Genomic DNA, 24,205 nt, shown 5'->3' on the forward strand with positions numbered 1-24,205 from the left:
CCGTCCTGCGTAATCGTCACTCGCAGTGCCTTCTGGCGAAAACCTCGACGGCTTGGCAATTCCTTGCCCGGGAACGGGTTTTTGCCAGAAGCTGGCCAGTTTTTGCTTGAGTGACTGATTAATTCTGTGTAAAGTTTTGCCCGTAGCGTGCCAGGAAGGCGCGCACAAAGGACTGTAATACAGCAACTGAGTTTGCACATGGACCACAGGGAGCAAGCGCATGTCTTCAAAAGACGGTTCCGTCGCGCCTAAAGAGCGCATCAATATCAAGTATGTCCCCGCCACCGGTGATCAGCAGGCTGAAACAGAGCTTCCGCTGAAAATGTTTGTCGTTGGTGATTTCAAGGGGCAGGCAGAAGAAACCCCGATCGAAGACCGTAAGGCGATTTCCGTCGACAAGAACAACTTCCGTTCTGTGATGTCGGAAGCCGGTCTCACCCTTTCTACGACGGTCACCAACAAGCTGGATGAAGAGGCTGAAGAACTGCCGGTTAACCTCGAATTCCAGACCCTCGATGACTTTTCCCCGGACAGTATCTCCCGCCAGGTACCGGAGCTGAAGAAGCTGATCGAGCTTCGTGAAGCACTGGTTGCCCTCAAGGGCCCGCTGGGTAACGTGCCATCGTTCCGGTCCAAGCTGCAGGAACTGCTGGACAACGATGATGCCCGCGACAAACTCCTCCAGGAGCTTGAGCTGGCCACGGACGAAAGCGGCGAATAATCCGGACTCTGCCATTGCTGGCAGATTTCACTTTTCTATTAAAACGTACTGAAGGGATGTGGTATGTCTGATACTGCTGAGCAGCAATCTGCTGCCTCCGAATCCGTTGCGGATGACCGTCAATCAGGAGCTGAAGGCTCTTTGTTGGACCAGGTAATGGCCAACAGTCGCATGGCACCCGCCGATGAAGGCTACGATGTGGCGCGCCGCGGTGTGGCGACGTTTATCTCCAACCTGCTGAAAAGCGACGAGAAAGGCCAGCCGGTCAACAAGGCTCTGGTGGACCAGATGGTGGTCGAGCTGGACCGCAAGATCAGCGCCCAGATGGATGAAATCCTGCACGCACCGAAATTGCAGGAACTGGAGTCCTCCTGGCGTGGCCTGAAACTGATGGTTGATCGCACGGATTTCCGCGAGAACATCAAGGTGGATATCCTCCACGCCACCAAGACCGAACTGCTGGAAGACTTCGAGTTTGCGCCCGACGTGACCCAGACTGGTTTCTACAAGCACATCTACTCCACCGAATACGGCCAGTTTGGCGGCGAGCCCGTGGGCGCCGTGGTTGGCAACTACGCGTTCACGCCTTCCACTCCGGACATGAAGCTGCTGCAGTACGTGTCTTCCGTGGGCGCCATGGCCCATGCGCCGTTCCTGTCCTCCGTTGCACCCTCCTTCTTTGGTGTCGACAGCTATCAGGAACTGCCCGCCATCAAGGAACTGAAAGCCGTTTTCGAAGGCCCGAAATACGCCAAGTGGCGCTCTCTTCGGGAGTCTGAAGACGCCCGTTACCTGGGCCTGACATCACCACGCTTCCTGCTGCGGGTGCCTTACGACCCCACCGAAAACCCGGTGCGCAGCTTCAACTACAAGGAAGAGGTGTCCGGTGACCATGAGCATTACCTGTGGGGCAATACCGCCTACCTGCTGGCCACGCGCCTGACCGAAAGCTTCGCCAAGTACCGCTGGTGCCCGAACATCATCGGTCCGCAAAGCGGTGGCTCGGTGGAAGACCTGCCGGTTCACACCTTTGAATCCTTCGGCCAGTTGGAAGCCAAGATTCCGACCGAGGTGCTGATCACCGACCGTCGCGAATACGAAATGGCCGACGAAGGTTTCATCGCCCTGACCATGCGCAAGGGCAGCGACAACGCGGCCTTCTTCTCCGCCAACTCCGTGCAGAAGCCCAAGCAGTTCCCCAACACCAAGGAAGGCAAGGAAGCGGAAACCAATTACAAGCTGGGTACACAACTGCCTTACATGATGATCGTCAACCGCCTGGCACACTACATCAAGGTGCTGCAGCGGGAGCAGATCGGTTCCTGGAAAGAACGTCAGGATCTTGAGCGGGAGCTGAACACCTGGATTCGCCAGTACGTGGCCGACCAGGAAAACCCGCCGGCGGATGTTCGCAGCCGTCGTCCGCTGCGTGCTGCCAAGGTGATTGTTTCCGATGTGGAAGGCGATCCTGGCTGGTACTCGGTGTCCCTGGCGGTTCGTCCGCACTTCAAGTACATGGGTGCGAACTTCGAGCTGTCACTCGTCGGCCGTCTGGACAAGGATTGATCCGTGTTCAGCAACACCGGCGCTGACGGTGTTCAGGCTTCGGGCGGCAGCCTGTTCGAGCGCCTGGAACAGGCTGCCGAACCCGAGGGGCAGGGCATGGGGGAAGTGACCCATGTGGTGGATTCCATCAAGCGCCATCTGGTTCGCCTGCTGAATGCCCATCCGGGCAACAGTGAGAGCGTGCCGGACCTGGGGCTGGTGGATTTCAACGACGCCACCCTCGGTACCCATGACCTGAGCATTCGTATTCGCAGCGCGATACGGCAGTGTATTGAGAAGTTCGAACCCAGGGTGAACCGGGTGGATGTGATGGCAATGCCCCAGGGGCCGGACCCATTGCAGCTGCGGTTCCAGGTGACGGTCTACCTGAAGGTGGGTTCGGAAGACGATAAGACGACCATCGATTTGTTATTGGATGACAAGCGCTATTACAGAGTTGTGTAAATAGCTGGCAGACACGGATGAGAGTGGGGGTGCAGGCAGGCTTTTCAAAAGTGTGCGGAGCCATGGATGGCGGAGCTCAAGCGCCCCATGGATGGGCTTGAGCGTCTTTTGGAAAGCCTGCCTGCACCCCCGCTCGGAGTCAGCGGGGACGGCGATACCTTTTCCTCTGGGAAAAAGAACTCGCTTCGCTCAGACACCTTTTTCCCGGCGGAAAAGGCATCCCCATCCCCTCGGCCGAACTTTGGTGCAGTAGTTTTATGAAGCTAAATCGATTTTACAGGGATGAGTTGAGCTTTTTGCGCTTGCAGGGACGGGAGTTCGCGGATGCGCATCCGCAACTGACTCGCTTCCTGTCTGAGCAGAGCACAGACCCGGATGTCGAACGGTTGCTCGAGGGCTTTGCGTTTCTGACCGGGAAGCTTCGGGAGAAGGTCGAAGACGAGTTTCCGGAGTTGACGCATTCGTTGTTGAACATGTTGTGGCCGAACTATCTGCGGCCGGTGCCCAGTTGCACCATCATGCGGTTTGATCCGCAGTTGCATGCCATCAGTGAGCGCCAGCGGGTTGAGCGGCATACCGAGATCAAGAGCCGGCCGCTCGGCGATGCGACGCGGCAGACCCAGTGCCGGTTCCGCACCTGCCGGGCGGTGGATGTGTTTCCGGTGAGTGTGGCGGATGCCCATGCGGAGCATTCCCGGGAAGTGTCTTCGGTGACTGTGGACCTGGCTCTGCATACCGACCAGCCGCTGTCTTCCCTCGGCCTGGATAACCTGCGGTTTTACCTGGGTGGCGAGAGTCATATTTCCGAGACGCTGTACCTGTGGCTGAATCACTACCTGAAGCGCATGGAACTGGTGGTGGGGGATTCGGTGTTTTCCATTCCGGCCAGCCATCTGAAGCCGGTGGGATTTGCCAGTGATGAAGCCCTGTTGCCGTATCCCAAGAACGCCTATCCCGGCTACCGGATTCTGCAGGAATACCTGAGTTTTCCCGAAGCCTTCCGGTTTGTGGATATCCAGGGCCTGAAAGCGCGGTTGCCGGCGGTTCAGGCGGATGAGGTCAGCCTGCGTTTCCACTTCAGCCGCATTCTGCCGCCGGATGCGAAGATCCGGGCGGAGAACTTTCAGCTTTACTGCACGCCGGCCATCAATCTGTTCAGCCACGAGGCCGATCCGGTGGACCTGAACGGTCGCCAGACGGAGTACCGGATTGCGCCGTCCAGCCGCTCGCCAGAGCACTACGAAGTGTTCAGCATCGAGCAGGTGGAAGGCTGGCTGGAAGGCCGGTCGGGGCGGGGGGAGCCGCGGTTGTACACGGCTTTTGAGAGTTTTCAGCATGAAGTGGAGCGCGATCGTGGTCGCACCGCCCTGTATTACCGGGTAAAGGCCCGGGAGAGTGTGCGTGGGGATGGGTTTGATCACTACATTTCCTTCGTGCGCGGGGATGAGTCCGAGTGCATGAACCGCCAGGAAGCGGTATCGCTGACGCTCACCTGTACCAACCGGCAGTTGCCCCATCAACTGGCGGTGGGGGAAATCTGCATGGCGACAGAGACCACGCCGGCGTTTGCGTCGTTCAGCAATATTACCCGGCCCACCCATACCCTGCGGCCGACGCTGGATGGCAGCCTGTTATGGACGCTGATCTCCAACCTGTCGCTGAACTATCTGTCGCTGCTGGACGTGGACGCCCTGCGAACGGTGCTAAGGGTCTATGATTTTCGCGCGCTGGTGGACCGCCAGGCGGAGCGGGTGTCCCAGAAGCGGCTGGCCGGCATCCTGGATATCGAAACTACGCCGGTGGACCGTATGGTGCGAGGGTTGCCAGTGCGGGGTATCCGTTCGGTGATGCGCCTGGACCAGCAGTCGTTTGCCTCGGAAGGCGATCTTTATCTGTTCGGCACCGTACTCAGCCAGTTCTTTGCGCTCTATGCCAGTATTAACGCATTTCACCAACTGGAAGTGGTGAACACAGACAACCAGGAACGGTACACATGGACGTTACAGCAAGGGCAGCAGCCTCTGATGTAGCCGAGCTGCAGCCCGTTCTGGGCAATGCACGGCGTTACAGTTTTTTTCAGCTGGTGGATCTGATCCATCGTCACCACGGTGATGATCTGGAGCGGTCCCAGGACGAACAGCCCCAACGGGAGCGTATCCGCTTCTCGGCATCGGCCGGGTTGGGGTTTCCGGGCAGTGATGTGGTGTCGGCGGCGTCGCCGGAGCACGAACATGCGCCCTACCAGCTGGAAGTCAGTTTCCTGGGCCTGCACGGTTCCCAGTCGCCCCTGCCCGGTTACTACCTGGAGGACCTGGCCTGGGAAGCCGGCCAGAACCTTGGCATCCGGCGCCACTTCCTGGATTTCTTCAATCACCGGCTGGTGACCCTGTTTCACCGGGCGTGGCGCAAGTATCGCTATTACGTGCGCTTTCAGCCGGAAGCCTCGGATGGCTTTTCCGAGCATATCTTTTCCCTGGTGGGCCTGGGAGACCCGCAGGTCCGGGCGGCCACACCGGTCAACTGGTCCAAGATGCTGGCCTACGCCGGGATGATGGCAGGCCGCAGCCGCTCGCCGGAGGTGGTCAGCGGCATCATCGGTCACTGTTTTGATCTCGACGACGTGGGCATTGAGCAGTGGGTACTGAGGAGGGTGGAGATTCCCCAGGACCAGCAAACCCGCCTGGGGCAGGCCAATGCCTCCCTGGGTGAGGACACATTGGTTGGCTCCGGCATTCGCGACCGCAGTGGCAAGTTCATCTTGCGTATCCGTAACCTGGACCGGCAGCGGTTCGCGGACTTCCTGCCCAATGGCTCAGACCACGACCGATTGGTGAAGCTGGTGGAGTTTGTCACCCGGGAACAACTCGCCTACGACCTGGAGTTGCAGATGCGCCCCAGGGACGTGAAACCGATGCAAATGGGCGCCGATGTGCGTCTGGGTTGGAATTCGTTTGTGACACCGGAAAAGGCCAGGAAGCTGCCCGCGGTGCGACTGCAGATACGCCGCTGATCTCAACGAACTGAGTGAATGGATTCAGTAAAAGGAAACCGGATATGGAACATCAACAAAGCCGCAGCCTGAAACTGGTGGTGAGCAACCCCACCCAGGTTGCCAGTGGTCTCGCCCGGGAGCATGTATTCGGGGTCAGGGGTGGGTCCATTGGCAGTGCCGGCAGCGACACCTGGCAATTGTCCTCTCACCGTACCGGCGCCATGGCGGGCCACGCCGAAGTGCGTTTTATGGACGGTGTGTTCTGCCTGATCGACCGTAGTGGCCGCACCTACATCAACAGCGGCACCCAGCCGGTGGGGCGTGGACGCCGGGCCCGCCTGAAGAGTGGCGACACCATCACCATAGGTCGTTATCAGCTCAGGGCGGAGGTGCTCAATGGCCAGCGCCAGCCTGGCATCCTGCCGGAAGAAGCGGAGGACGACACCCTGGTGAATGTGGACGAAGGCGAGCTGATGCGAGCCGAAGAGCGGGAGCCGGAAACCGTTGGTGATGAACCGCTGCACGGCTTGCGGCCAGCCCCGGGAGAAGTTTTCAGCGACGATCCTCTACAGGCATGGACCGACACCCGCGAGCAAAGCCGGAGCACTGAAGACGATTTCAGCCGTGAACAGGATTCCCTGCTGGCAGACAAGCCGGAGTGGTATGCCCGCGACGGCGCCGTCACCGACGAGTACCGCGAAAACCGGGATGTGGCCATGGGGTTACCCGTGCAACAAGGAGAGCGTGACAGGATGTCTGAGACCACCAAACCGGCACGCCGCCGGGAAAGCAACGACCAGAGCCGACAGCACATCAGCGGTGCGCCGCTGTTGCGTGGTATGGAGATTGACCTGGGTTTTGCCGACAGCGATGAAATGCGCCTGTTCCTGGAAGAGGCCGGCCAGACCCTGAAAGCCACCGTGGAAGGTTTGCTGACCCTGCATCAGGGCGAGGACAGCCGCCATCAGGCCCTGCGTACCCGCCTGCAGCCTATCGAGGACAATCCGCTGCGCCTGGGCGAGGACTACAAGGATACCGTGCAGACCCTGTTCGCCAGTCAGCGCAGCCCGGTACACCTGTCGGCGCCGGCGGCAGTCAGCGAAAGCCTGCAAAGCCTGCATCATCATCAGGTCGCCACCCAGACTGCCATCCGCGAAGGACTGGACGCCATTCTCCACGCCTTTTCCCCCGAAGCGTTACTGCGCCGGTTCCACGGCTATCGCCGCGGACTGAAAACCGACGAAGACGAAAGCAACTGGGCATGGGAGATGTACCAACACTATTACCGGGAACTGAGTTCCAGCCGTCAGCAGGGATTCGAGCGCCTTTTTCAGGAGGTGTTTGACCAGGCTTACGATCAACAACTGCGCCAATTACAGAGGGAGAACCTGTCGTGAAGTACTGCAAATGGAGTTTGCTGGTCGCCATTCTCGTTTTGGTGGGGTGTAGCACCCCCTATAACGCCGTTACCAAAACCGCCAAGGTGATATGGGACCCGGACATCCCCGTGGGCTATCCGGAAGACCTGCCAAGCCGCGTGGACCTGACCATGCTGGCGGAGCCGGATGTGAACCCCAACGAATCCCTGGCGCCCACGCCGATTGCCTTCCAGATCATCCAGATGCGGGACAGCTCGCGGCTGATGGCAGCGGATTTCGATCAGTTGCTGGGTGAGCTGGAGCCATCCCTGGGCCGCAACTACGTGGACCACAGCGATTACACCCTGGTGCCGGGACAGTTCAAATTTATTGAACCGTTCGAGATCGCCGAAGACACCCGTTTTATTGGGGTGATCGCCTTCTATGCTTACCCCAACCTGTCCCAGTGGAAGAAGGTGGTAAAGGTCGATCCCATCGGTGGTCGGTACCACCTGCTGGTCAACCTGCGTGAGCGTGAAGTCAAACTCAGAAGGTCGGATGAGTCCTGATGTCTGCAACCAATCGAGTCGTCTGGAGTGATGGGCTGTTTATCAAACCCCAGCACTTCCAGCAGCAACAGAGATACCTGGAACACCAGATCAACGAACGGGCCCTGGCGGTTTCCGATTACCTTTATGGTTTCAGCGACCTGGAGCTCAACGCGGAATACCTGAGTTTTGGCCGCGTGGGCCTGGTCAGGGCGAGTGGGCTGTTTCCGGACGGTACCCGTTTCTGCCTGCCCCAGGACGACGTGATGCCAGAGCCCCTGGAAATCACCGATGCCTCCGTGGCCAATCAGGTGGTGTACCTGGCCCTGCCCCTGGGCAGTGAGAGCCTGGCAGAAGTGGAGTGGCCCGATGCTGCCATCGCCGGCCGTTTCCGCGCCCAGAGCGAGGAAATCCGGGACCTGCATTCCATTGATGGCGATTCCCACACCATCGACGTGGCCCGGGTGGCCCCGAAACTGATGCTGGAACGGGACGATCGCAGTGCCTACGCGGCTCTGGCCATCGGCCGGATCCTGGAGAAACGCCCGGATGGCAGCCTGGTGATGGATCCGAACTTCATTCCCACCATGCTCAGTGTGCGTTCAGCGCCCCGGCTGCAGCGTTTCGTGGGGGAAATGGCCGGGCTGATGCGGGAGCGGGCCAAGAATATAGCCGAGCGCGTGGGTGCCCCCGGGCAGGGTGGCGTGGCGGATGTGGCGGATTTCATGCTGCTGCAGATGCTCAATCGGGCCCATCCGCGTTTCCTGCACCTGGCACGGCTGCGGCAGTTACACCCGGAGCGTCTCTACGAGGCGTTACTGGAATTGTGCGGCGAGCTGGTGACCTTCACCGATGAGAACCGCTTGCCCCAGGAATACACCGCCTACGATCACGACTTGCCGGAGGATTCCTTTACACCGCTGATGCAGGTACTGAGGCAGTCCCTCAGCACGGTGCTGGAGCCGCGGGCGCTAGCCATCCAGCTGCAGCAGCGCCAGTACGGCCTCACAGTGGCGCCGATCCAGGATGCACAGCTGATCGGCCAGGCAGAGTTCATTCTGGCAGTGAAGGCGGATATGCCGCTGGATGACCTGCGCAAGCAGTTCACCCAGCAGTGCAAGGTGGCGTCGGTGGAGAAAATCCGCGATCTCATCAGTCTGCAATTGCCGGGGATTCCGCTGTCGGCCCTGCCGGTGGCTCCCCGTCAGTTGCCGTATCACGCCGGGTTCGTGTACTTCCGCCTGGACGACCAGAGCCAGGCCTGGCAGATGCTCGACAACGCCAGCGGCTTTGCGTTCCACGTGGCTGGCAGTTTCCCGGGAATGGAAATGCAGTTCTGGGCAATCAGGAGCTAGATCATGGCAGATGCACCGGTGATGGATTCACCCAATGGCAACACGGAAGCAGGTGGCAGTGCGTTTGATGACCTGATGTTCGGGGACAGTAACCCCGAGGGTCGCGTCGGCGATCAGGGCTTCGGCAATGAGCAATTCCAGCTGCGGGGACTGGAGGATAACCGGCTGATCGATGCCGCTACACCTCTGCTGGGGCTGGTTATCCGGGTGCGCCGGCTGGCGGATTTTCACGGCGTGGAAAACCTGTACCAGCAGGTAGTGGATGAGGTGGCCACCATCGACCGGGAACTGGTGGAGCAGGGTTACGAACGCCCCACCGTGGTGGCCTATCGCTATGTGTTATGTGCCTTTATTGACGAGGCCGTACTGGGCACCGACTGGGGCGCCCACAGCGTATGGTCCCAGCATTCCCTGCTGTCCCGCTTCCACAACGAAACCTGGGGTGGCGAAAAGGTATTTGCCATCACTGCCCGCATGGAGCAGGAACCAGCACGATACCGCGACATGCTGGAGTTCATCTATCTGTGCCTGTGCCTGGGATTCGAGGGCCGCTACAAGGTGATGACCAACGGCCGGGACGAATACGAACAGATTATCCGCGGGCTGTACGAACAGATCCGCGGGTTGCGACGGGACGAGGAACCACCGCCGCTGACCAGCGCACTGGACAATGTTACCCCCGCCCGCAACCGGCTTCGCACCGGCCTGCCCCTGTGGGGTATCGGCGGGCTGTTTGTGGCGGCCATGGCCGGGGTTTACACGCTTTACAACATAGCGCTGAACGAACGCATCAGGGATGTGCTCAGCGTACTGGAACAACTCCCGAAATAAGGAGATCACTGTGATTCGGGTAGAACTGCCGGCGCTGATAGGGCGCCTCAACGAGATCTGTCGCCAGGGCCTGGAAAGCTCGGCGGCGTTGTGTATCAGCCGCCAGGGCGCGGAGATCACTCCCGCCCACCTGCTTTTCAAGCTACTGGAAACACCGTTTACCGATGTGCGCCAGATCCTGGAAAGCACCGGTATTGATCACCACATCCTGCAACCGGTTGTGGGGGACAGCCTCAACGGCGAGCCCCGGTCCGCCGAACCGTACCCGTCGTTCTCGCCGCTTTTGATTGAGTTATTGCAGGACGCCTGGCTCATCGCCTCCACCGAACTGGGCCACACCGACCTGCGTTCCGGTGCCATCATGCTGGCGCTGTTGATGAACGCAGACCGCTACCTGATGCCCCAGGTCAGTCAGCGCCTGAAAGACATCAATCGGGAACAGCTGCGCCGGCAGTTCGATTCCATGACCCGGGGTTCTGTGGAACAGCCCCGTGCCGAAGACAAACCTGGTGCGGCCAACCAGTTGCAGGTGGACATGGACCCGCTCAAGCGCTATGCCACGGACTTCACCAGGCTGGCCCGTGATAAAAAGCTGGACCCGGTGGTCTGCCGCGACACCGAAATCGACCAGATGATCGACATCCTCTGTCGTCGCCGCAAGAACAACCCCATTGTTGTCGGTGACGCCGGTGTGGGCAAAAGCGCCGTTGTTGAAGGCCTGGCCCTGCGCATCGTCAACGGGGATGTGCCCGAACGCCTGACCGGCGTGGAACTGTGGACCCTGGACATGGGTGCACTGCAGGCCGGCGCCTCGGTAAAAGGCGAGTTCGAAAAGCGCCTGAAGGGCGTGATCGAAGCGGTGAAAAGCTCCGCGACCCCGATCATCCTGTTTATCGACGAAGCCCACACCCTGATCGGTGCCGGCAACAGCGAAGGCGGCTCCGACGCCGCCAACCTGCTCAAGCCGGCCCTGGCCCGCGGTGAATTGCGGACGATCGCGGCCACCACCTGGCGCGAGTACAAGAAATACTTCGAGAAAGACCCGGCCCTGAGCCGCCGTTTCCAGCCGGTCGCGCTGGACGAGCCCACCCCGGCCCAGGCAGTTCATATCCTTCGTGGTTTGCGCACCGTCTATGAAAAGGCGCATCAGGTACTGATCGCCGACAGTGCCCTGAAAGCGGCCGCCGACATGTCCGCCCGTTACCTGGCCGGCCGCCAGCTCCCGGACAAGGCCATCGACGTACTGGACACTGCCTGCGCCCGGGTCAGCCTCAACCTGAGCACACCCCCGCGCCGTCTCAGCCACGTGCGCAGCGAACTGCACCAACTGAGCATGGAGCAGGAACTGATGACCCGGGAACAGACCCTGGGGCAGGCCGTCGACCACGTGCGCGAGGACGAGCTGACTCAGCGTCTGGAAACCCTGCGTGCGGAAGCGGAAGAACTGGAACAGCGCTGGAACGACCAGCGTGAACTGGTGGCGCGCCTGGTGGACATCCGCGAGCAACTGCTGAGCGAAGAGGCTACCGACGTCGAAGCATCGGCGGAAGCAACCACCCCTGAAACCGACGAAGAGCGCCCGGACCTGAAAAGCGAAGCCGCCGCCATCGAACAGGAACTGGCGGAACTGCAGGCCGACGAGCCACTGGTACATGCCCGTGTCGACGCCCGCCAGGTGGCCGAAGTCATCGCCGACTGGACCGGTATCCCGGTCAACCGCATGACCGCCGACGAACTGGAAAAAATCACCCACCTGCCGGAGTACCTGCAGTCCCACATCAAGGGTCAGGACACCGCCATCGGCGCACTGCACCAACACCTGCTCACCGCCCGTGCCGACCTGCGCCGTCCGGGCCGCCCCATGGGTGCTTTCCTGCTGGCCGGTCCCAGCGGTGTGGGTAAGACCGAAACCGTGGTGCAACTGGCCGAACTGCTCTACGGCGGCCGCCAGTTCCTCACCACCATCAACATGTCCGAATACCAGGAGAAGCACACCGTCTCCCGCCTCATCGGTTCACCACCGGGCTACGTCGGATTCGGCGAAGGCGGCATCCTCACCGAAGCCATCCGCCAGAAGCCCTATTCGGTCGTGCTGCTCGACGAAGTCGAAAAAGCCCACCCGGAAGTCCTCAACCTGTTCTACCAGGCCTTCGACAAGGGCGAACTGGCCGACGGCGAAGGCCGCCTGATCGACTGCAAGAACGTGGTGTTCTTCCTCACCTCGAACCTGGGCTACCAGACCATCGTCAGACACGCAGACGAGCCGGAGAAGATCGAAGAAGCCCTGTATCCGGAACTGGCCGACTTCTTCAAACCGGCATTGCTGGCACGCATGGAAGTTGTGCCCTACCTGCCGTTGGGCGAGGAAACCCTCAACCGCATCGTCGCCGACAAACTCGACCGCCTGGCCACCCAGATCAGCGACCGTTACCACACCACAGTGGAACTGGAAGATGGCCTGGTGGAAGCCATCCGCAGCCGTGCCACCCGAAGCGAAAACGGCGCACGGATGCTGGAGTCGATCATCGAGGGTGAACTGCTGCCGCCGGTATCGCTGGCGTTGCTAGAGAAGCTGGCTGCTCGGGAGCCAGTCACCAAAGTGACCCTCGGCGTCAAAGACCATCAATTCACCGGGGTGGTTGCCTAAGGCAATCGGGAGGTAGCGGGCCCTGTGGTTCGGCTTTCCAAATACCCTGCGGAGCCATGGATGGCGGAGCGGAGCGTACAAGGATGTATTCACAGCGTGTTTTGGAAAGCCGAACCACAGGGTACGCGGTCGGCGAACAACCAACTCAGGGAAGAAAAAGAATGGGACGGATGCAGATGGAGTTGCACACCGGCATAGACCTGGCGGTTGAACTGCTCCGGCAGGATAACCTGCCAACCCTGCTAAAAGTCGCCTCACGGCAACTGGAAAACACCTTCGGTATCAACTGTTGCTGGACACTGGAACTCGACCTCAGCGGCCGCACACTCCACTGTGCGGCACTGGGCGACCAGGGCGAATTCGATTGCGGCGACTTCAGCCACCCCTTTGCCCACCTGCTGCAACAGGGCAAACCCAGGGAACTGTCACGGGCCGCCAGCTACCGCCTCGACCACGAAGGCTTCCAGGCCATGGTCGAAGCCAGCAACCGGCCCCGGTCATTCTGGCTCGAACCCATCAAAGGCGAAGACGGCCGCACACTCGGCATCCTCGTGCTTTGCAACGAAGAACCTGAGTGGGAAGGCATCACCGCCCAGCCACTGTACCGGGGCCTGCTGACCCTGCTGTCCCACCAATGGGTCAGCCAGCTCAGAACCAGCGACCAGGTATGGCAGCGGCGCATGCTCAAACGCTCGCTGGACCACCTCCACGATGCCGAAGCCGTGCGTCAGCGCTGTGAACAACTGGCGAATACTCTGGTTGGCAGCTCCGCAGCCATGACCGACCTGCGCGCCCAGATCGTACGGGCCGCCGGCAGCCAGCTTTCGGTACTGGTACAGGGCGAAACCGGATGCGGCAAGGACCTGGTGGCCCAGGGCATACACCGCTTCTCCGACCGGGCCGCAGGGCCCCTGGTCGTGGTCAACTGCGCCGCCATTCCGGACTCACTGCTGGAAAGCGAACTCTTCGGCCACACCAAGGGGGCCTTTTCCGGTGCCGATCGGGCCAAGGAAGGTCTGCTGGCCCAGGCGGACGGCGGCACCCTGTTTCTGGACGAAATCGGCGACATGCCCATGGCCCTGCAGTCGAAATTGCTGCGTGTGCTGGAAAGCCGTCGTTTCCGCCCACTCGGCGCTCAGCAGGAACAGCATTCAGACTTCCGCCTGGTGGCGGCCACCCATCAACCACTGAGCAGTTGCATTGAAGAAGGCCGCTTCCGGCGTGACCTCTTCTACCGCCTCAGCCAGTTCCCGTTGCGGGTTCTGCCACTGAGGGAGCGACCGCAAGACCTGGAACCCCTGTGCCGGCATTTCATTCGTGAATACACCGCCCGGGAGGGCGCAGGCCCAATGGGCATCAGCAGCCATGCCCTGAGCATGTTGACCGGCTACCGCTTCCCTGGGAATGCCCGCGAATTGCGGAATATTGTTGAGTTTGCGTGCCTGCAGACACCGGTAGGCGACGATATCCAGCCGGAAGTGTTGCGCCTGGATGACCTGTTTCCGGACCAGGAAACCTGTATAGCCAGCGATTTCCAGGCGCAGATGGTTCCGGGCGTTCCCCAGGCGGAGGACGTGGACGACCTCAGGGCTGCGGCCCAGGCGTTCGAAGCTGCCATTATACGTGAGCGCTTACGCCAGTATGGCGGCAACCGTGCCCAGGCGGCAGAGAGCCTGGGCCTGCCCAAGCGAACCCTGGCCCACAAATGTCTGAAGTATCAGGTGACTGAAGCGTGAAACTGTTTTATCGAAGTAACTACCCTCTTGCTGCCGCATTCTGTGCCCTCGGCCTGACATTTTCTCTGACTGCCAGTGGCGACACCCGCCAGCAACTGTCGGCCGCCCGGGACTGCACCACTGAAAGCCAGCGCCTGGAACGCCTTGCCTGTTTCGATGAAGTGTTCGGCACGCCCGTCGAAGTAGCGATCGAAGATGTCATCAGCGGCAACCAGCCGGAACGCTGGCGTCAGGCCTTTGCCCAGGAGCAGCGTCGCCAGCCGGGAGATGGCCCGCTTTATGGTGACACCTCGGAGCAGGCGGGACACCTGGTAACGCTCAGCGCGCTGGGAGTACACCCTCCCCGGCCGTTACTCGCGGTGCAGTGCCACAACAACATCACCGAGCTCACGCTGATGTTGCCCGAAGCAGTAAAAGAGGAACGGGTGACGGTTGATTTTGGCCAGGGCCGGCAGATCTGGCGGGTGCGGGACGAGGGCTTTGTCATCAGTGGCGGCCGGGGCCTGCCAGCCATTCGCACGGTGCGGGAAATGTCTGCAGGTTCGGGTGTCACCGTTGCCTCGTCCAGTGGCGCTATCGACGGGCTGATGTTTGATCTGCAGGGATTCCGGGAAACACTGAAGCCGCTGCGGGAAGCCTGTGGCTGGTAGACGTTGAGAGTTTGACACGCGATTTGTAAAGACAGGGATTGGACATGCAGGCAGTAGAGCAGCATCCATACGTTGAACAGGTGTTGAGTGCCTTTCCTGGTGAGAGCGCCACGGGTGAAAACCTGATGGACGACGTCACCATGGAATACCTCGAGAACGAAATCATGAAGGTGGGCTCGCTGGCTCACACGGGTGTTGAATGGGGCAAGGTGGAAAGCGAATCGCTCCGCCTGCTGTCGGACACCAGCAAGGACCTCAAGGTATTGGGGTTTTTGATGCTGTGCCTGCAGCGCGGCGGCAACGGCGAACGTTTTGCCCTGTCGCTGTACCTGTTGCACCGGGTACTGGACAGCTGGTGGGACGACGCCTGGCCCTATCCGGGGGAAAAGGGCAAGCGCGCCCGCAAGATGCTGATGACCCAGATTCTGCAACGCTCCCTCAAGGAGGTGTCGGCGCTGAGTTTTGACGGCGGCGTCGGCGATGGCCGCGAATTCTGCCTCACCACCCTGGGTAAACTGCTGGAGCAGGCTGGCGCCCGCGAACTACCCGATGACGGGCTGCTCGATTTGCGCCGGGCGGTGGAGAAGCTGCCTTCCCCATCGGACGCGCCGGGGCCGTCCGAAGCCGCCAACAAAACCGAAACCGCAACACCGTCTGCTTCCGGTACGTCGTCATCCCATGGCAGCAGCGCGTCTTCCGCTTCCCTCGGTGACCTGACCCTGGACCCGGCGAACGAGCGGGCCACCCGCCAGAGCCTGCTGAAAGTCGCCGACATGCTGACTGAAACCACACCTGCTGATGCGCTTGGTTACCAGCTTCGTCGTTACGCCATCTGGCAGACCATCACTTCGGTTCCCCCGGCCCGGGACGGCATCAAGAGTGACCTGGCGGCTGTCAGTACCGACCGTGTGGCTGACTATCGGGAAAGCCTGTCGAAATCGCCGGACCTGGCCCTGTGGCAACGAATCGAACAGAGCCTGTCGGTCAGTCCGTTCTGGCTGGAAGGCCACTGGCTGAGTGCGCAGGTGGCCTCCGCGCTGGGGCACGAGGCCTGTGCCGAAGCTATCCGCACGGCGGTTAAAGCCTTCGTTGAGCGGTTGCCGGAACTGACGGACATGACGTTTAACGACGGCACGCCCTTCCTGCCCAAGGCGGTTGCGGACTGGATGCTCAGTGGCCCGGCAAAAGGTGGTTCCGCTGGTGGTGCGAGCTCCTGGGAGCAAGCCTACGACGACGCCCGCGGCGTCATGGATCAGAAGGGCCTGGCGGCGGCCATGCAACTGCTGGAAGAAGGCCTGGAAGCGGCCCGCGAACCCAGGGACCGGTTCTACTGGCGGCTGATGAGCAGCCAGCTGATGAAAGACAGCGGCATGAAAAGCCTGGCAAAACAGCAGGTGCAGGATCTGCGTGAGCAGACCCGTGGAATGAGCCTTGAAGACTGGGAGCCTGGCCTGGTGGCCCGGCTGGACAGACTTGCGTAAACACAGACGGACTAATTAACAGGAATGGACACCATGTGGAGACAAGCCCTACTCATTGGACGACGGATACTGCCCTATGTGCGCAGTGCGGCGCCGATTACCCTGGCACTGGGTGTGGTGGTACTGCTGGCCGCAACCTGGTGGCTGGGGCCGCGCCTGGAAATCAACGGTGAATATCCACTGGCAGCCTGGCAGATGCGCGCCCTGGTCACGCTGGTGGTTGTGCTGCTGGTGGCGATGGCCTGGGGCATGGTACTGGCCCGCAAGTTGCGCAAGGTAAACGTTGCCAAGGCACAGGAGCAGAAGGAAGAGGAAGACCCGATCCTGCCGCTGGAACGCCGCCAGCAACGCCTGCTTGATCGCCGCCTGGCAGAACTCAAGAGCAACCTGCCGGGGCGCAAGGGCGTCTACCGTTTGCCCTGGTACCTGGTTATGGGCCTGGAGGATGCCGGCAAGACCAGCCTGATCCAGCGCTCCGGGCAGACCTATACGCTAACCAACGTGACCCGCAACCCCCGCACGGAGCGTAATCCTTTCGGTTTCGAATGGTGGGTGGGCGATAACGGTGTACTGATAGATCCGGACGGCGAACTGCTCAGCCAGAACGACGGTCAGGGTGCCGGCAGCGAGATTCAGCAACGGCTGTGGACCCATTTCATCAACTGGCTGGAAAAAAACCGACCCCAGCGCCCGCTGAACGGTGTGGTGCTGGCTGTGGATCTTGCGCGTCTGAGCACGGCCAACGAGCAGCAACGTCAGGCCCAGGCAATCCTGCTTCGAACCCGTCTGCGGGAACTGATGGAGCAACTGGGGTCCCGGTTACCGGTGTACATCAGTTTTACCAAGATGGATCTGCTCTACGGTTTTGCGCCCTTTGCACGAACTCTGTCTAAAGCTGAACGTGAGCAACCCCTCGGCTTTACGTTTCAACTGGACGGCCAGCAAGATCCGGACGACTGGCTGGGTGAGTTTGACCAGAGTTTCAGCAAGCTCGCAGAACAACTGGGTGAGCGGCTTCCGGACGTATTGTCCGCCACCCGGGATGCCGAAGAACGTGCGGCAGCCTATTCCTTTACCCGCCAACTGGCGGGGCTGAAGCCGGTGCTGGAACAGTTCCTCGCGGACCTGCTTTCTGCGGATGCGTTTTCAACGCCGGCCCTGGTCCGTGGCACCTACTTTACTTCCGTGGTCCAGGAAGGTGTGCCGGAAGATGCTTTTGTATCTGCCGCTGCCGCCAGCTATGGTCTTGCCGGCCCGATACAGCCGGCACAACGTGGCGGGCAGTCATCCAGCCTGTTCACCGAAAAGTTGTTTCCCAATATCATCTATCGCGAAGCCGGCCTGGCCGGTGATAACCAGAAGGTGGTTGGTCGCCGGCGGCGTCAGGTTGCGGTGGCGGCGATAGTGGCCGTCGTTGCCGGCCTGGGCATGACGGCCGGATGGCAGCATTACTTTATTCAGAACGCCGAAGCCGCCATGGCCGTTGAGGAACGGGTGCGCAGTTTCATCGATAACTGGCGCCCGATTGGCTACGAGCCGGATACCACCGGCCGCAATTTGCTGGAACCCCTGGACCAGCTACAGGAAGCCACGCTGGCGTTCGGAGATTACCGTGCGGAGCCGGCAGTCGTGGCGGATATGGGCCTTTATAAGGGCCACAAGATTGGCCCGGAAGTCGAAGAGTCCTATCTGGACATGTTGGCCTATCAATTCATGCCGGCCTTGATGCTGGGCGTAATGGGAGAGATGAGCGATGCTCCGGACCTCAGTTCCGAGCGCCTCGATCACCTGCGCGTATTGCGCATGCTCTACGATGCCAGCGGCCGCCGCAGGGATATTGTCCACCGTTATATGAGTGAGTATTGGCAGCGTGCCTACCCGGCGCAACGGAATCTGCAGCAGCGGCTGCTCAGCCATCTGGACTATGCCCTGCTGCACACGGACCTGAACCAGCGTGTAGCGGAGGGTGACAAAACCGCCGATATGGCGCTGGCGCCGTTCCGCAGCAGCGTCCAGTGGGCCCAGCATGAGCTCGGGCGTATCGCGACCCCGGAACGGGTCTATCGTGACCTGGAAAAGGAAGCCGAGCAGAATTTCCAATCGCCCCTGGACCTGGCGCGGGAATCCGGCCCGGCCTTCAGCACCGTGTTTGTGCGCCTGGATGAATTCGGTGAGCCGCTGGATGATGAGAATACGGAACAGGATGACCCGGCCGTGATTCCGTCGCTGCTGACCCGGCAGGGCCTGGATTCCTGGTTCCTGCGCAAGTCCGGCTCCGTCACGGAGCTGGCCCTGGTGGATGCCTGGGTGCTCGGCCGCCGGGATGATGTGGACTTCAGTGAGGCCGATGAAGCCCGGTTGCAGGCGCAACTGCAGTCCCTGTATGCGGAAAACTATGTCGCCAACTGGCGCCGGGCTTTGAGCCGGCTGGACATCCAGAGCTTCAGCGACCTCAATCACGGTGTGCGTGTCCTGGAAAGCCTGACCAGTGGCCACGAACCGCTGAACCAGTTGCTGGCCCACGTAACCGCCAATACCCGTCTGATTCCGGGTGGCAGCGAAGAGGCCGAGGCGGCCCGCAAGGTAATGGAGCAGTCTGCCCATTTCCAGATGGTGCAGGAAATTGAGCGTCAGTTTACTGACCTGAACGAACTGATGGACAAGCAGGGTGATGACCCGAGTGATATGGAGCAGGTAATGGAGGTGGTTCATAGCCTTCATACCTACCTGCGCGGTATTCAGGAAGCGCCGGATCGCGGTAAGGCCGCCCTTTCAGCCGCCCGCGCCCGTATGGGCCTGAGAGGGGCAGACCCGATTTTTACTCTGCAGCGGGTGGCTTCCAACCAGCCAGCGCCCCTGGATCGCATGCTGGAAAAACTGGCTTCCGAAAGCTGGCGTGTGGTGCTCGACCAGGCCGTGGCGCAACTTGAGCGTCAGTGGTATCGGGAAGTGTATCAGCCATTCCAGCAGAGTCTGGCCAGGCATTACCCGTTCAGTCCGGGGGCCGGCCGTGACGCGGCACTGCAGGATTTCGAGCGCTTTTTTGCGCCGGACGGCGTACTGGATCAGTTCTATAACGAGAACCTGAAACTGTTCCTGGAAGATCATCCGGAGCACATTGCCGGTTCCAAACGCGCCAGTCTGGTTCGTCGCGACGTGTTGGCGTCGCTGGAGAAGGCTGAAAATATCCGCCGCGCCTTCTTCACACGAAGCGGCTCGCTGGATGTCGAGTTTGCGATGGAGCCGTTGCACCTGTCTTCCAACAAGCGTCGCAGCGTCATGAACGTGGACGGGCAACTGGTGGAGTTCAGTCACGGTCCGAGCCAGAGCATTCCACTAGTGTGGCCCAATACCTTGCGGGATTCGGTCGAAAGCCGGGTCACTCTGGTGCCCACGGAGGTGAACCGCTCCCCCCGAAGTATCTCGGAAAACGGCCCATGGGCCCTGTTTCGCCTGCTGGATGAGGCAGATATCACCGGCGTGAGCAACAGTGCCGTGGACGTACGGTTTGCGCTGGATGAAGGCGAGATGCGTTATCGCCTGCATGCGGGCAGTAATACCAACCCGTTCACGCAGAAGTTACTGGCGGGGTACCGGATTCCACGTAGTCTGTATTAGGCTAGCGGGTATTGATAGGGAAGGATAACCAATGAATGGACTGCTGATACTCGTTTGTTTGCTGATCACCCCCATCGCCCAGGCCGGCACTTACCGCTGGGTCGATGAGAATGGCCAGACCCATTTCGGTGACCGGCCACCGGCGAACACTGCCGCAGACGAAGTGACCCTGAAGGCCACTACCCCGTCCCCGGACGAGGCCGTTCGTCAACGCAAACAGCGGATGAACGAGTTTCTGGAACAGACTGAGCAGGAGCGTGCTGAGCGTAACAAGGCTGAGGCCGAACAGCAGGCAAAGGCCACTAAGCATGCCGCCCGTTGCCAGGCCCTCCGGGCGCGATTGAAATTTCTCAAGAGTGTCTCGGGGATTTACCGGCTCAACAGCGAAGGTGAGCGCGTTTTCGTCGACGATGAAGAAAACGAGCGCCTTCGTCGTGAGTTTCGGGCCAGGGTTCAGAGCGAATGTGGTGGCTGATAGCGGGACTGGAATAATGAGCCGGGCAGGCACTGAACCGCCACGTTCAATCGAGTGAACGTCACGTTAGCCCACCAGGTCCGGTTCCGTGTGCTACATTAATAATAACCATGGTCATTTTTTACCATTCCATGGTTCCTGAATGCGGTCGGGAAATAATCAGGCTTTATTTTTCAGGAATTCAGTCAATAGTTCTTATCGTTACCAAAAGCCGAAATAGCAGTATGTTTTACTGACAAGGAGGCAACAAATGGAAGCGAAATCCAACCAGAACGATTATGAACAGGTCAAAGCGGATCTTCAGAAGCTCCGCGAGGATCTCTCCCAACTCACCAAAAACGTGGCCGAAGGGCAAAAGAGCAATATCAGCAGTCTCCGTGACGAAATTCGCCGGGAAAGCCGCGAGGCCTTTGACCAGGTGAAGCAGCGGGGGGATGAGGCCATCCATCGTGCCCGTGATGCCGGCAGCAAGGCCGTCGATGATGTCGAGCACAAAATTGAGGAGCGGCCATTCCTCAGCATTATTATCATGTTCCTCGCCGGGCTACTTGTCGGTCGGTTGCTGGACCGCTGATAATGCCTGATTCAGCCTGGCTACAGGGCGTCCTGCGCAAGGCAGTCGCAGCCATTATCGGATTCATGTTGGCTCTGGTGCTGCTGGTCGCCCTGTTGATTACCGGTTTTTACCTGCTCGTTAATGCCGCCACACTGGCGTTGTCCCCCACGCTGGGTGAGGCCGGTGCTTTGGCGGTGACGGGTTTGTCCTGTCTGTTGTTACTGGCTCTGTTTTTCTATCGGATGACCCGTCCGGTTGCCTCGAAGAAGTCTGCTCATGGAGGCAAAGAACAGTCTGCGTCACCGATTGACACGATCAGGGAGCTTGTCCGCAATAATCCCCTGGAAGCCGTTGCTGCGGCGTTCACTCTTGGCGTGGTGGAGCAGAGCGACCCGCGCCTGAAGTCGCTGCTGTTGCAGGGCGGCATGGTGCTGATGAAAGAAGCGGAAGCTGAACAGGCCCGAGGGCAGGAAACATCGGACGCACCTGCCAGCAACACGGGCGCGCCAGTCACCTGATCGTCACCACAACGTAACCCGCCCCATTGATAATGGCTGTGCAGTTTCATTCATCGCACAGGGAGCTTGTTATGAAGTTACGCACGTTGCTGGTTATGGCATTGCTGATGTCATTGGTCTCCGTCGCCAATGCCAGCCCGGGTGGGCAAGGCAAGGGCGAGGTGCATCTCGGGCCCAGGCCGTTCTGGCTGGTGCAGGACATGGATGAGGGGCCACTCAAAGACGCTTTGCAGTCCTGCCATGCCAGAAAACCCAGACCTACGGATTTCTCGATAGGGCACCGGGGTGCGCCCTTGCAGTTTCCGGAACACACACTGGAATCCTACGTGGCGGCCGCTCAGATGGGAGCCGGTATCCTGGAGTGCGATGTCGCCTTCACCAGGGACCGGGAACTGGTCTGCCGCCATGCCCAGAACGATCTTCACACCACCACCAATATCGTGACCATTCCGGAACTGAACGCCAAGTGCACACAGCCATTTGTGCCGGCGGATCCGCAAAGCGGCACCGAGGCTCAGGCAGAATGCCGCACCAGCGATATTACGCTGGAGGAGTTCAAGTCCCTGGAGGGCAAGATGGACGCGTTCAACCCCATGGCGACGACGCCCGAAGAATACCTGGGGGGAACGGCGGACTGGCGTACTGACCTGTACAGCAGTCGCGGCACCCTGTTGACCCATCAGGAAAGTATCGAGCTGTTCAAGGCGCTGGGTGTGAAGTTCACTCCGGAGCTGAAAACACCGGTGGTAGAGATGCCGTTCGAAGGAGATTACAGCCAGCAGGATTATGCCCGCCAGATGATCCAGGACTACATCGATGCTGGTGTAAACCCGAGGGATGTCTGGCCGCAATCGTTCCTGCTGGACGATGTGCTGTTCTGGATCAGTGATATGCCCCGGTTTGGAAAGCAGGCCGTGTTCCTGGACCAGCAGCCGATGACGGCGGAAAACTCGTCCCTGGCGTGGATGGAGAGCCTGTCCGCACAAGGGGTGAATGTCCTGGCACCGGCGCTGTGGAAGATGCTGACCCTGGATGGCCATCAGCAAATCGTGCCGTCGGAGTATGCGGAAAATGCCAGGGCCGCTGGGCTGGACCTGATTGCCTGGACGGTTGAACGCAGCGGCCCGCTGGCTGATGGCGGTGGCTGGTATCACCAGACCATAACCGATGCCATCAATAACGACGGTGACGTGTTCAAGGTCATTGACGTGCTGGCGCGGGAGGTCGGGGTCATCGGCATCTTCTCCGACTGGCCGGCGACCACCACCTACTATGCCAACTGCATGGGATTCGCAGGTCGGGGCCATTAGACAGCGGTTGCCTCGCAGCCGGAATCTGGTGGAAATTCAGCCAATCGTTAAAGCGCTTTTCAGAGTAGACTGGTGGTTACATCATCAGACGGTAACGGTTGTGCATGGATACAGATACCAGCCCGGCATGGCAAAGACATGCCTCAGCCATTCTCAGCGGGTTTTTCGGGGACTGGCTTGAGGCGCGCAATAACCCCCTGGCGATGCCCATGACGTTTTTCCATGGGCATGAGCCGGTTAATCCGGGCTCTCCTGATCTGGAGAACCCTGGCTCCACGTTGTGCCTGTCGATTCACGGCCTGATGGAACTGGAGTCGGTATGGGCTATCCCGGGCCGGGATGGGGCTCATTACGGCTCGCTGCTAGCGGCTGAGAACAGCGACATTACACCGCTTACCCTCCGGTACAATAGCGGTCGGTCTATCTGCCACAACGGAGAAACGCTCGCCGACATGCTTGATACCCTGGTCAGCCACTGGCCCGTGCCCGTTGAGCGGATAATCCTGATCGGGCACAGCATGGGCGGGTTGCTGATTCGCAGTGCCAGCCACTTTGGTCAACGCCATGGTCATCACTGGGTGGAACAGCTCAGGGACTGCGTCTACGTCGGCTCCCCCCACGATGGCTCCTGGCTGGCAAGGGGTGCGATGGCGACGGCTGACCGGATGAATAAGGCGCCGAGGGACTATTTGCGGGTGCTGGGCGAAGTGATAGATCTGCGCAGCGAGGGTATTCGCAACCTGTCCCGCGGCGAAGTGTTGAGCAGCGAAGATGGCGAGCCGCCTTTGCTGCCAGGTGCCCGACATTACGTTGTCTGTGGTTTGCTGGCGCGTACCCGTGCACATCCGGTGAATGCGCTGTTCGGTGATGCGCTGGTACAGGAATCCAGTGCCCGCGGCCGCGAGCGCAAAGGCTGGACACTCACTGGTGAAGCCAGCTTTCCAGGTGTAGACCATATCCGCCTGGCTCATCATCCCGATGTCGCTGACCAACTGAGGAGGTGGTTGTTATGAACAAGCAGGATCTCAACTGGTGGGCCGGGGTTGCCGATGTGGCCGCCAGTGGTATCGATCATGGTGCACGCAAGCTCGAACGGGTGCATCTGGGCATTGCGGACGAAACGTTCAACCTTCTGCGGCAGGTGCCGGTGACCAGGCCCTGGAGTGATGGCATTCGCACGATCCATCACGGCATTTCCCGTCTGTCGTACCGCAGTGTATCGCTAGCCGCCAGTGGCCTGGGCGGATTGGCCAGGCGGGCAAATGTCACGAAAAGTTGTGAATCTGACATTAAATAGCATGAAACATATGTGAACAGACCGTATTGCGCATTTAATGCACATCCTGCCTGTTTGTAGGTAGCCTGAGATCAGGTAATCGGTACGAAGCTTTACCGGTTA

The 24,205-nt window shown here is 60.1% G+C and carries 20 protein-coding genes; all 20 read left to right on the forward strand.

What is annotated here, in order from left to right; all coding sequences use genetic code 11:
* Positions 1-220: 220 nt before the first annotated feature.
* A complete protein-coding gene (gene tssB, locus QPL94_RS03850) occupies positions 221-721 on the forward strand; it encodes a type VI secretion system contractile sheath small subunit (RefSeq protein WP_036211254.1) in 501 nt (166 codons plus the stop codon).
* A gap of 63 nt (positions 722-784) precedes the next feature.
* Positions 785-2,287, forward strand: a complete 1,503-nt coding sequence (gene tssC / locus QPL94_RS03855) for a type VI secretion system contractile sheath large subunit (protein WP_285355638.1) — start codon at positions 785-787, stop codon at positions 2,285-2,287.
* Positions 2,288-2,290: 3 nt separating this feature from the next.
* Positions 2,291-2,731, forward strand: a complete 441-nt coding sequence (gene tssE, locus QPL94_RS03860) for a type VI secretion system baseplate subunit TssE (protein WP_285355640.1) — start codon at positions 2,291-2,293, stop codon at positions 2,729-2,731.
* A 257-nt stretch (positions 2,732-2,988) separates the two neighbouring features.
* Positions 2,989-4,761: a type VI secretion system baseplate subunit TssF gene (tssF, locus tag QPL94_RS03865; protein WP_285355641.1), complete on the forward strand. Its 1,773-nt coding sequence runs from the start codon at positions 2,989-2,991 to the stop codon at positions 4,759-4,761.
* The gene (gene tssG / locus QPL94_RS03870) at positions 4,725-5,741 is read left to right on the forward strand and encodes a type VI secretion system baseplate subunit TssG (RefSeq protein ID WP_285355642.1); all 1,017 of its coding nucleotides are present in this window, start codon (positions 4,725-4,727) and stop codon (positions 5,739-5,741) included. The genes tssF and tssG overlap by 37 nt, the downstream gene beginning before the upstream one ends.
* Positions 5,742-5,785: 44 nt before the next feature.
* Positions 5,786-7,120 carry a type VI secretion system-associated FHA domain protein TagH gene (gene tagH / locus QPL94_RS03875; RefSeq protein WP_285355644.1) on the forward strand — a complete coding sequence of 445 codons (1,335 nt, stop codon included), beginning with the start codon at positions 5,786-5,788 and terminating at the stop codon, positions 7,118-7,120.
* Positions 7,117-7,650 (forward strand): type VI secretion system lipoprotein TssJ, encoded by a 534-nt coding sequence (gene tssJ / locus QPL94_RS03880; protein ID WP_285355646.1) that lies wholly within the window; start codon positions 7,117-7,119, stop codon positions 7,648-7,650. The genes tagH and tssJ overlap by 4 nt, the downstream gene beginning before the upstream one ends.
* A complete protein-coding gene (gene tssK, locus QPL94_RS03885; RefSeq protein WP_285355648.1) occupies positions 7,650-8,984 on the forward strand; it encodes a type VI secretion system baseplate subunit TssK in 1,335 nt (444 codons plus the stop codon). The genes tssJ and tssK overlap by 1 nt, the downstream gene beginning before the upstream one ends.
* 3 nt (positions 8,985-8,987) lie before the next feature.
* Positions 8,988-9,815 (forward strand): type IVB secretion system protein IcmH/DotU, encoded by an 828-nt coding sequence (gene icmH / locus QPL94_RS03890; RefSeq protein ID WP_285355650.1) that lies wholly within the window; start codon positions 8,988-8,990, stop codon positions 9,813-9,815.
* A gap of 10 nt (positions 9,816-9,825) precedes the next feature.
* Positions 9,826-12,462: a type VI secretion system ATPase TssH gene (gene tssH, locus QPL94_RS03895; RefSeq protein ID WP_285355652.1), complete on the forward strand. Its 2,637-nt coding sequence runs from the start codon at positions 9,826-9,828 to the stop codon at positions 12,460-12,462.
* Between the two features lie 170 nt (positions 12,463-12,632).
* The gene (locus QPL94_RS03900) at positions 12,633-14,198 is read left to right on the forward strand and encodes a sigma-54 interaction domain-containing protein (protein WP_285357824.1); all 1,566 of its coding nucleotides are present in this window, start codon (positions 12,633-12,635) and stop codon (positions 14,196-14,198) included.
* Positions 14,195-14,848: a type VI secretion system-associated protein VasI gene (gene vasI, locus QPL94_RS03905; RefSeq protein ID WP_350310604.1), complete on the forward strand. Its 654-nt coding sequence runs from the start codon at positions 14,195-14,197 to the stop codon at positions 14,846-14,848. Before QPL94_RS03900 ends, vasI begins: the two co-directional genes overlap by 4 nt.
* Before the next feature lie 44 nt (positions 14,849-14,892).
* The gene (gene tssA / locus QPL94_RS03910; RefSeq protein ID WP_285355654.1) at positions 14,893-16,329 is read left to right on the forward strand and encodes a type VI secretion system protein TssA; all 1,437 of its coding nucleotides are present in this window, start codon (positions 14,893-14,895) and stop codon (positions 16,327-16,329) included.
* Positions 16,330-16,362: 33 nt separating this feature from the next.
* Positions 16,363-19,947: a type VI secretion system membrane subunit TssM gene (tssM, locus tag QPL94_RS03915; protein WP_285355655.1), complete on the forward strand. Its 3,585-nt coding sequence runs from the start codon at positions 16,363-16,365 to the stop codon at positions 19,945-19,947.
* A 31-nt stretch (positions 19,948-19,978) separates the two neighbouring features.
* Entirely contained in the window at positions 19,979-20,422 is a 444-nt protein-coding gene (locus QPL94_RS03920; RefSeq protein ID WP_285355656.1) for a DUF4124 domain-containing protein, read from the forward strand.
* 250 nt (positions 20,423-20,672) lie between these two features.
* On the forward strand, positions 20,673-20,996 hold the full coding sequence (locus QPL94_RS03925; RefSeq protein WP_285355657.1) for an ElaB/YgaM/YqjD family protein: 324 nt from the start codon (positions 20,673-20,675) through the stop codon (positions 20,994-20,996).
* A 2-nt stretch (positions 20,997-20,998) separates the two neighbouring features.
* Positions 20,999-21,496, forward strand: a complete 498-nt coding sequence (locus tag QPL94_RS03930) for a hypothetical protein (protein WP_285355659.1) — start codon at positions 20,999-21,001, stop codon at positions 21,494-21,496.
* Positions 21,497-21,567: 71 nt separating this feature from the next.
* Positions 21,568-22,806 (forward strand): glycerophosphodiester phosphodiesterase family protein, encoded by a 1,239-nt coding sequence (locus QPL94_RS03935; protein WP_285355661.1) that lies wholly within the window; start codon positions 21,568-21,570, stop codon positions 22,804-22,806.
* A 104-nt stretch (positions 22,807-22,910) separates the two neighbouring features.
* A complete protein-coding gene (locus QPL94_RS03940; protein WP_285355662.1) occupies positions 22,911-23,819 on the forward strand; it encodes an esterase/lipase family protein in 909 nt (302 codons plus the stop codon).
* Positions 23,816-24,103, forward strand: a complete 288-nt coding sequence (locus tag QPL94_RS03945) for a hypothetical protein (RefSeq protein WP_285355664.1) — start codon at positions 23,816-23,818, stop codon at positions 24,101-24,103. Before QPL94_RS03940 ends, QPL94_RS03945 begins: the two co-directional genes overlap by 4 nt.
* The last annotated feature ends 102 nt before the right edge of the window (positions 24,104-24,205 follow it).

Source organism: Marinobacter sp. SS13-12 (genome assembly GCF_030227115.1).
Lineage (GTDB): Bacteria > Pseudomonadota > Gammaproteobacteria > Pseudomonadales > Oleiphilaceae > Marinobacter.

Excerpts from the sequence above, each read along its gene's own strand:
- tssA (WP_285355654.1), top strand. The coding sequence starts at position 14,893 with ATGCAGGCAGTAGAGCAGCATCCATACGTTGAACAGGTGTTGAGTGCC.
- QPL94_RS03930 (WP_285355659.1), top strand. The coding sequence starts at position 20,999 with ATGCCTGATTCAGCCTGGCTACAGGGCGTCCTGCGCAAGGCAGTCGCA.
- QPL94_RS03940 (WP_285355662.1), top strand. The coding sequence starts at position 22,911 with ATGGATACAGATACCAGCCCGGCATGGCAAAGACATGCCTCAGCCATT.
- tagH (WP_285355644.1), top strand. The coding sequence starts at position 5,786 with ATGGAACATCAACAAAGCCGCAGCCTGAAACTGGTGGTGAGCAACCCC.
- QPL94_RS03900 (WP_285357824.1), top strand. The coding sequence starts at position 12,633 with ATGCAGATGGAGTTGCACACCGGCATAGACCTGGCGGTTGAACTGCTC.
- tssF (WP_285355641.1), top strand. The coding sequence starts at position 2,989 with ATGAAGCTAAATCGATTTTACAGGGATGAGTTGAGCTTTTTGCGCTTG.
- tssG (WP_285355642.1), top strand. The coding sequence starts at position 4,725 with ATGGACGTTACAGCAAGGGCAGCAGCCTCTGATGTAGCCGAGCTGCAG.
- tssC (WP_285355638.1), top strand. The coding sequence starts at position 785 with ATGTCTGATACTGCTGAGCAGCAATCTGCTGCCTCCGAATCCGTTGCG.
- tssK (WP_285355648.1), top strand. The coding sequence starts at position 7,650 with ATGTCTGCAACCAATCGAGTCGTCTGGAGTGATGGGCTGTTTATCAAA.
- QPL94_RS03945 (WP_285355664.1), top strand. The coding sequence starts at position 23,816 with ATGAACAAGCAGGATCTCAACTGGTGGGCCGGGGTTGCCGATGTGGCC.
- QPL94_RS03920 (WP_285355656.1), top strand. The coding sequence starts at position 19,979 with ATGAATGGACTGCTGATACTCGTTTGTTTGCTGATCACCCCCATCGCC.
- tssM (WP_285355655.1), top strand. The coding sequence starts at position 16,363 with ATGTGGAGACAAGCCCTACTCATTGGACGACGGATACTGCCCTATGTG.
- icmH (WP_285355650.1), top strand. The coding sequence starts at position 8,988 with ATGGCAGATGCACCGGTGATGGATTCACCCAATGGCAACACGGAAGCA.
- tssB (WP_036211254.1), top strand. The coding sequence starts at position 221 with ATGTCTTCAAAAGACGGTTCCGTCGCGCCTAAAGAGCGCATCAATATC.
- QPL94_RS03935 (WP_285355661.1), top strand. The coding sequence starts at position 21,568 with ATGAAGTTACGCACGTTGCTGGTTATGGCATTGCTGATGTCATTGGTC.
- QPL94_RS03925 (WP_285355657.1), top strand. The coding sequence starts at position 20,673 with ATGGAAGCGAAATCCAACCAGAACGATTATGAACAGGTCAAAGCGGAT.